Genomic DNA, 8055 nt, shown 5'->3' on the forward strand with positions numbered 1-8055 from the left:
CGCTTCGCGACTTGATTAAGAATTGTCCGTAAGAGTTTCCGTCCACACCTCGATAAGCCGTTCAAAATACATGCCGATCTCGAGTTTGGCCGCGTGCAGACGCTCTGCATTTTCTCCCAAGTCGTTCCGCATCTGGGGTTGCTGCAGGAGCAGCGAGATCGAGGCCGCTATCGCCTTGGCGTCTCCGGGCGGCACGAGCAGACCGGTTTTGCCGTGTGTGATGATATCCTCCACGGCGCCGACTGGTGTTGCGACCACAGCAAGTCCAGCGGCCATTCCTTCAATGACCGACATCGGCAGGTTTTCGTCGAAGGAAGGCAATATAAGCACGTCGGACCTAGACAGCAGATCGGCAACCTGCCTTGGTCCGACCCATCCGGGCAGAACGACATAGTCCGACAGCGCCAGCCGCTCGATTTCCTGACGCGTCTCCTCCACGTCCCCATCACCAGCGATAATCGCGCGCCAGGTACCATCTTTCGGGAGCATCGACAGCGCCTCGACGAGTTGAGGCACACCCTTGCGCGTCCCTATTTTGCCCAGAAACAGGATGCGCAGGCTGCCGGTTTCGTCCTTTACGGGCGCAAGGACCGGTTTGGGCGCGGCGTTGGGCACGATGACGATACGCTTCGCGACTCCCGGAACCTTTTCGGAAATGAACCTCTTCCAGACGTTCCCAAGAACGATGATGCGGGATGCGGATGCAAACATCGCCGCTATCCCACCAGCTCGCCTTGCAGGACTTTCGTCCCAGAACTGCCTGAAACGGGAGCCGTGAAGGTGGATGATGTAAGGTATGCCAAGCAGCCGGGCCCACCGGGCCGCGACCGTTTTGCGCCGCACGCTTCCGTGGCTGGAAAGGTTGATGTGAAGGATGTCTATTCGCCCGCTGACTTTCAGCAGCGTCATGCGTAACAGGAACAGAGCCAGATGGAGCGGAGCAAGAAGAATACTGCCCTGGCCGCGTGTCGTGCTAAACCTCACACGGACCCGCGCGTCCGGTTTCCGCCGCGCTACGGCCCGAACTTCATCCATAATCCGGTCAATGCCCCCCATCCCGCCTTTGCCGAGGGGGGTGGCAATCAAGACATCTAGAGGGCGGTTGGTCATGCAGAAAAACTCGTCGTTGTCATGAATTCACGGCACTGACGGTTGGTGACGCGACAGGTGGCGCGTCATGCCGATAAATGCTGTTATCAACCCCCGAGCGTTTGACGACTGCGGGAACCCCTGCAATGAGGCAGTTCGCAGGCATGTCGGTCGTGACGACTGCGTTGGCTGCGACGACGCTTCCTGCGCCAATTCGTACCGGCCCTATGATTTTTGCGCCGGCGTGCACGATGACGCCCCTTTCAAGGTAGGGCGCCCCCACTACTGGAGCTTTTCCGCCCAAGACGACGTGCACCCCGATTTCGCAGTCCTCCTCAATGACTGAACGGCCATTGATGACGACGCCCAGACCGCTGTGATGAAAGTACACGGATTTCGCAATCTGCGCGCGTGCGGGAATAGCGGCTTGGAATAAGATTCGAATGGAATACTCCAGCAGACGAGGAATGAGCGGGATACCGAGTTTTTGCGATCGCCGTGCGGCACAGTAGAACTCGTTTATGGCAGCCATTGTTGACTCCTCTCTTTCAGTAGCGTCGCCAACAGGGAAATCCCTCGCGGATCCCAAACGCCGCTGTATAATTTCTCCGTTTGGGCGAGATACAGCATTATACCAAAGTCTCTAACGGCGACTGAAAGTAATGTTGATAGTGATATCCCGATTAATACGTCATATATGCTTATGATAAAACCAGATATAAAGAATGTTGCCGCGGAGATTACGGTGAATGCAAAAACAACTGCCTGCTTCCCCGAGTATATCAGATATGTCGAACATATTGACGTGGAGGCATTGATGGTCATGGCGCCAAGGCAAATCAAGGTCGGCCAGTAGGAAAGAAGGTATTCCTGCGGAAAAAAAGTGCTTAGCGCCAATCTTCCGAAGGCAAAATAGACGACAAGTGTGAGAACCGATGGGATGAACGAGGCCCAAGTGCTCACTAAGATCAACTTCTGGACTTCACCGCGCTTGTTCTGAGCGGAATATTTTACCAGTTGCGGGGCGGCTATCGATCCGATGGCCCACGTGACGAGCGTTGGCAGGAGCGCAACCCTTGCGGCTGTATCCATCAACGCTGCCGTCGTTGCCGTGCCTAGCACGTAGGCAAAATAAACGGCTGAGCGGGATTGCAGAAGATTGGCTGCTTGCACTGTCCACATCGAAAATGCGTCGCGAAAGGGTGCCCGATATTCCCGCGGAAACGGGAGTTTGAGGGAAATCTTGGCGAGCGAAGCCAACTGCAGCAATGCCGCGCAGGCATACCCGAGGGCGGCGCTCACAAGCGAACGCTCGAGAGTCAGTTCCTCTGTATAGACCAGATAAACACAGCAGATGGCTGTTATGAGATAGGACAAAAACGAATCTGGAAGAAATGCTGAGAAGACTCTGCCGTGTCCGCGGAGAATTCCTGCGCACAAACCTGATATTGCACACGAAGTAACGACCCCAATGAATATGAAGTACAGACCCAAATGAAAAAATTGTTCGGTTGCATGGCTGTACAAGAAAACGGATAGGGCAGAAACAATTGCCGAGCTGAAAATTATAAACGCAAGAGAGCTGGCATGAAGGTTCTGAATGGAAGCAGTGTCATTATCCAAGATGTATCGGGGAATGATCTTGATCGCCACTTGATCGAAGCCGAGCGGGCCCAAATATCGCGCGATGACGGCCACGGTCGATATCAGCGAAAAAGCGCCGACGTCAGTTGTGGAAAGCTTGTTTGCAATGGCGACGAATATCGCCAAGTTTACAAGAATGCCTGCCATTCTTAAGAAAAGAACGACAACGCTATCTGTCAGAAAGGTTTTCATAAGGAAGTGCTCTGAGCATGTGTATTTATAGAACCGTCCGTGATGTCTCGCAGGCTAAGTGAAACGATCAGAGCGTAGATAAAAAACGCAAGAGGTCTAGCAAGGAGACCGTTACTAAGAACAGATGCGGAGAATATGCTTAAGGCGAGCGGTGAAATTTTGCTTCTAGTAAAGATGATAGACGAAAATAGTGCTATAAGAGACAGAAAACCAAGCAGTCCGCGTTCGTACAATACACTTAGAAAATCATTGTGCGAGTTCTTAGCATCCCACCACCACGCGGAGCTGACCACCAGATCTGTCCCAGCTCCTGTGCCGAAGAAAAGCGTGGCGAGCGGTCGCGCCGAGATGATGTCTATACGTTCGGCATAAACGCTGGTGCGGCCTGATGAGAATTGGGTGAAGTCCAGATAGTAGCTGGCGACGAGAAGCGCCAGAAATGCTAACTGAAGGGCAATCACTATTGCAGAAATCTTAACTAGATTAGATATCTTTAATTTTATAAACGGAGATGACGCCAGATAAACTGCAACTAGAACCTGGACTGTCCGTACCTGATATTCGACGATCAGATACGCGCAGAGTAGAATAACAAGCGTCCTCAGCAGGCCTTTGACACTAAAGATCGGGCTCTTATTCAGGTCTTGGAGATAATACAAGAATATGCCGCCAACAATGTAGGCGCTAAGATGCGGTCCCTCGAAATCGACTAGATTTGCAGGTCTCTCGATGTAGCCCACGGAGTAAGTCGGTCCCGTCATTGCCAGATAAAACGCATAGAAAGCGACTAGACCGAGACCAACAGAAATGTGTTTTTGCCATTGCCGCACGTCGACCGAGAGGCCCGCGATCAACCACAGGGGAATGGCAAGTTGCTGCGCTGCGCTGGCTGGCGAAAAGTCACCTCCGCTGCCAACCGCGAGCACCCAGCAGAAAATCATCGACAGAATGAAAAACCAAGCATGGGTAGTCGAGTTGGTATTTGGCCGAGATATCAGGCAGGCGAAGGCGACCAGGCAGGTGGCTGAACCTGCGAGGGCATATCGCATTTCCGGACCGATGATGAAGAACAGAAAGATTTGGAGCAATTGTAGGAGGGTCGCCAAGGCAACCAAGTTGCTGGCGTAGTTGGCCGGCCTGCCAATGGCTTGTTCCGGGGACGCTGATATCTGTGCCATCGACATTTCAGTCCCGCCTTTTGACCGCATTCTTATAAGCCGCGATCAGCTTCGGCACCTCGTACGTCCAGGCCATCTGTGTCTCCACACGGTTGCGGCCGAAAGCGCCCATTCTTGTGCGGCGATTCGGGTCGGCGAGCAGGTCGGTGATCTTTTCGGCGAAATCCACGGGATCGTTCGCCTTGGCGTAGAGCGAGGCTTCCTGGGCGCTGAAGCGGTCTTCAGTGACGTCGAACTGGACGATCGGCTTGCCGACGGCCATGTATTCAAGGATCTTGTTCATCGTCGACTTGTCGTTCATCGGGTTGACGCGATCCGGATTGACGCAGACGTCGGAGGTCGACAGCACCTCGAACAGCGTCTGATCCGGCGCGCGGCCGGTAAAGGTCACATAGTCGGCAAGGCCCATCTTTTCCGACATGGCCTGCAGCGCGACAAGGCTCGGGCCGCCGCCGACGAGCGCGAACTGGATATCCTTGCGCCCGAGACCATAGACGATATGACGCGCGGCCTCGAGCAAGAGGTCGATACCTTCCTGATCGCCCATGACGCCGACATAGCCGACCAGGAATTCGCGCCCGTTCTTCAGCGCCGGGTTCGGCGCCACCGCTTTGACGCGGGAAAGGTCCGGGCCGCTGCGCACGACGAAGATGTCCTTCGCCAGCTTGCCGCCGCGCTCGATCGCAATCTTCTTGTAGCTCTCGTTTGTCGAGATGACGGTGTCCGCCGTCTTGAAGGTCAGCCATTCGAACAGGCACATCAGCCGCCAGAAGAAGCCGCGTTTGTTGAACTTGGCCTCGTAGAGTTCCGGATTGATGTCGTGATGATCGAAAATATAGCGCTTGCCGATGAGCTTGAACTGCCAGGCGACGAGGAAGATCAGGTCCGGCGGGTTGCACCCGTGCAGCGTATCGAAGCCGTGGCGGAACAGGATCTTCCAGGCGAGGAACGTTTCCCAGGTCAGCGCCGCGCCGTATTCGAGGAAATAGCCAAGTGCCCCGCCGGCATCGAGGGGCAGGGGGTGGCGGTAGATGTGGATACCGTCGAGATGTTCGTAGCGCGCCGTATAGCCCTTGCCGGTCGGGCAGATGATGGCGACTTCGGCGCCGGCGGCACGCAAGGTCCTTGCCTCCTGCCACACCCGCCGGTCGAAGGGCACGGGCAGGTTTTCGACGATGATCAGCACCTTTCTGCCGGAAAGAGCGCCGGAGACGGCCTCGGTGCGGGCGTGGGTGGCTGTGTTGCTGTTCAGAGGGGCCGTGTCCATCGCCGCCTCCTCAGGAAAGAGAGTTCAGATTGACGATATCGCCATTCTTCTCGAGGTTGATCTTCCTGTAGGTGAGATTGGTCGTGATGACGCGGTCGTAGGTCGTCGCCTCGGCGGTTTCCTTCGTTACCAGCAACTGCGACAAAGTCGGAATCTGCGTATAGGCGTAGCCCAGATTGGCGCCGACGAGCTTGGTCGCGTCGATCGCCGGATCGAAGATCGACAGCTTGTAGCCCTCGCGCAGCAATCCGCGGGCAAGGTCGATATTGGGGCTTTCGCGCAGGTCGTCGGTCTCCGCCTTGAAGGCGAGGCCGACGAGCAGAACCCTGGAGCCCGGCGCCAGGTCACGCGTCACATGCTGGAACAGCCGGTATTTGTGCGCCTCGTTGGAGCGCAGGAGCGCATCGACCAGATGCGTATGGGCGCCGCAATCGGCGGCGATATATTGCATCGCGCGCACATCCTTGGGCAGGCAGGAGCCGCCGAAGGCGCCGCCGGGCCGGGTATAGTAAGGCGAAATGTTGAGTTTGGTGTCGGAGACGAAGATCTCGTGCACCTTGGCCGCACTGAGGCCGAGCTGCAGGCAGATGCGGCCGATCTCGTTGGCATACGCGACCTTGACGGCATGCCAGGTGTTGTCGACGAATTTGGTGATCTCGGATTCGCCGAGGCGCACGTAGAAGGTCGGCGCCTTGATATTCCGGTTGAGCTCATCCATCCGCGCATTCGGCTTGCCGTCGACCGTGCCGATGACGATCTTGGGCGGATCGAAATAGTCCTGGACGGCCGAGGATTCCCGCAGGAATTCCGGATTGTAGACAAGCTCGATGCAGCGGTCGAAAGCCTCGCCCAGTTCGGCGGCGAAGATCGGCGCGATCAGCCCTTCGACCGTTCCCGGACGGATGGTCGAGCGATAGACGACGGTCAGCGGCGACGTTCTGTTCTGGCCGACGGCGGCGGCGATCTGGCGCGTGACCTCGGCGATATAGGTCATGTTGTGCGAGCCATCCGGGGCACTGGGGGTCCCGACGCAGACGATGGCCATGTCACATTCGTTGAGATGGCGCCTGATTTCGGTATGGGCGGAAATCCTGCCGGCTTCCAGGCCTTCGCGCAGCAGGATATCGACGCCCGGTTCGGTGATTGGCGCGATACCTTGATTGATTTGGTTCACTTTTTTTTCACTGACATCGAAACCGACGACGTGGTGGCCTTCTTTTGCAATGCAGCACATGGCGGTGAAGCCCACGTAACCGAGGCCGAAGATTGCTATTTTCATGCAATATTCCTTTGAAGTTTTAAAAATTTTCAGTCGAAGGCAGAGAGCATTCGACTGTAATAAAAAAATAAGATTCACCGTTTAAAACAACGGCTTGCTTCAGATGCTTTGGCCTAAACGGCCCCGACGATACACCAGTCGGTATTCATTCGCAGACCCATTTTTGGGTATTTTTAACAACCTGCGATAAACTAAAATTTATTTCTGAACGCCTTTAGTGGCCCGTATTGGCTTGCGTCCCTGTAAGTGTTTTCACATAATTAAACACGATTTCATAGGGGCTATTTCGCACGTGCGAGATGAAATAGTCAGGGCGTGACGCAGAAAGCGGACACTCGCGGTCAGCGAAGCGACGCATGATAATAAATCATAAGTTGCATATTGTCTATTGGCAAAGTTGGTGGTTTAAAAGAAATATAAACAGAATTCACATAACGGTTTCCCGTTGTATTTTCAGATTATAAATATACTTCAAGAATACTAGTTGCGCGTCAAAGTTATATTTGCTCTCATTGAACCGGCGGGGTTTTACCATGATACTGGATCACAAATCCATTCTTGCAGGCTGCGCGCTTGGATTGGCAATTTTTGGCGCCGCTCCATCCTTTTCGCAACAAGACCAAGACAGCAAGGAGCAAAATGCGGCAAACACGCCGGAGCAGCGGTCTTTGAAGGCGTTCCTGGCGACGATAAAGGCGGCAAAGGCGGGGGATGACCTCACATCCGCGGTTGCCGGCATCGAGGCCATGGCTCGAGAAGGCGATCCGGTCGCGTCAGTGGCGGCGGGTGATCTTTATCGTGACGGCAAGCTTGTTCCGAAGGATATCGCCAAAGCGATCGATCTCTATACGAAAGCGCTTGAAAAGGGCAGGCCAGCTGCGGCGGCTAGGCTCGGTGACCTTTACCGACAGGGCGAGGCTCTCGGCCTCGATCGCCACAAGGCGCTTGGCTATTACGAGCAGGGCGTTCAGGGTGGCGATGCCGGGGCCAAGGCAGGCATGGCCGCGCTCTATGCCGAAGGCGTGCTGGTCGGTCGCGATATTCCGAAGGCTGTTGCGCTCTATGAGGAGATCATCGCCGCCGGCGGCACTTGGGCGGTGTCGGCGCTGGCGGCGCTCTATCTCAGGGGAGACGAGGTCGGCCTCGATCCCGCGAAGGCCGTCGGCTATTACCGGCAGGGCGTTGAGGCTGGCGATGCCGGCGCAATGATCGGCCTCGCCAACATCTATCGTGACGGCAAGCTTGTTCCGAAGGATATCGCCAAAGCGATCGATCTCTTTACGAAAGCGCTTGAAAAGGGCAGGCCAGCTGCGGCGGCTAGGCTCGGTGACCTTTACCGACAGGGCGAGGCTCTCGGCCTCGATCGCCACAAGGCGCTTGGCTATTACGAGCAGGGCGTTCAGGGT

At 55.6% G+C, this 8055-nt stretch carries 7 protein-coding genes; 1 reads left to right on the forward strand and 6 read right to left on the reverse strand.

Translation table 11 applies throughout. The features are described from left to right. Nucleotides 1-15: 15 nt before the first annotated feature. The 6 genes from JNB71_RS13160 to JNB71_RS13185 are packed head-to-tail and all read right to left on the reverse strand — an operon-like array spanning nucleotide 16 to nucleotide 6649. On the reverse strand, nucleotides 16-1110 hold the full coding sequence (locus JNB71_RS13160; protein ID WP_220372193.1) for a glycosyltransferase family 4 protein: 1095 nt from the start codon (nucleotides 1108-1110) through the stop codon (nucleotides 16-18). 19 nt (nucleotides 1111-1129) lie between these two features. Next, on the reverse strand, nucleotides 1130-1621 hold the full coding sequence (locus JNB71_RS13165; RefSeq protein ID WP_220372194.1) for a serine O-acetyltransferase: 492 nt from the start codon (nucleotides 1619-1621) through the stop codon (nucleotides 1130-1132). Beyond that, complete coding sequence (locus JNB71_RS13170) at nucleotides 1609-2925, reverse strand: lipopolysaccharide biosynthesis protein (RefSeq protein ID WP_220372195.1); 1317 nt, start codon at nucleotides 2923-2925, stop codon at nucleotides 1609-1611. The genes JNB71_RS13165 and JNB71_RS13170 overlap by 13 nt, the downstream gene beginning before the upstream one ends. Continuing rightward, nucleotides 2922-4103, reverse strand: a complete 1182-nt coding sequence (locus tag JNB71_RS13175; RefSeq protein ID WP_220372196.1) for a hypothetical protein — start codon at nucleotides 4101-4103, stop codon at nucleotides 2922-2924. Before JNB71_RS13175 ends, JNB71_RS13170 begins: the two co-directional genes overlap by 4 nt. Before the next feature lie 7 nt (nucleotides 4104-4110). Next, complete coding sequence (locus JNB71_RS13180) at nucleotides 4111-5370, reverse strand: glycosyltransferase family 4 protein (RefSeq protein WP_220372197.1); 1260 nt, start codon at nucleotides 5368-5370, stop codon at nucleotides 4111-4113. A gap of 10 nt (nucleotides 5371-5380) precedes the next feature. Next, entirely contained in the window at nucleotides 5381-6649 is a 1269-nt protein-coding gene (locus JNB71_RS13185; RefSeq protein ID WP_220372198.1) for a nucleotide sugar dehydrogenase, read from the reverse strand. A gap of 533 nt (nucleotides 6650-7182) precedes the next feature. Between JNB71_RS13185 and JNB71_RS13190 the strand changes: the two genes are divergently transcribed. Beyond that, on the forward strand, nucleotides 7183-8055 hold an 873-nt coding region (locus JNB71_RS13190; RefSeq protein ID WP_220372199.1), incomplete at its 3' end, for a tetratricopeptide repeat protein.

It is taken from the genome of Rhizobium herbae (assembly GCF_019511375.1).
Lineage (GTDB): Bacteria > Pseudomonadota > Alphaproteobacteria > Rhizobiales > Rhizobiaceae > Pararhizobium > Pararhizobium herbae_A.

Coding starts and splice junctions, on each gene's coding strand:
- JNB71_RS13175 (WP_220372196.1), bottom strand. CDS start 4,103: ATGGCACAGATATCAGCGTCCCCGGAACAAGCCATTGGCAGGCCGGCC.
- JNB71_RS13165 (WP_220372194.1), bottom strand. CDS start 1,621: ATGGCTGCCATAAACGAGTTCTACTGTGCCGCACGGCGATCGCAAAAA.
- JNB71_RS13170 (WP_220372195.1), bottom strand. CDS start 2,925: ATGAAAACCTTTCTGACAGATAGCGTTGTCGTTCTTTTCTTAAGAATG.
- JNB71_RS13160 (WP_220372193.1), bottom strand. CDS start 1,110: ATGACCAACCGCCCTCTAGATGTCTTGATTGCCACCCCCCTCGGCAAA.
- JNB71_RS13185 (WP_220372198.1), bottom strand. CDS start 6,649: ATGAAAATAGCAATCTTCGGCCTCGGTTACGTGGGCTTCACCGCCATG.
- JNB71_RS13180 (WP_220372197.1), bottom strand. CDS start 5,370: ATGGACACGGCCCCTCTGAACAGCAACACAGCCACCCACGCCCGCACC.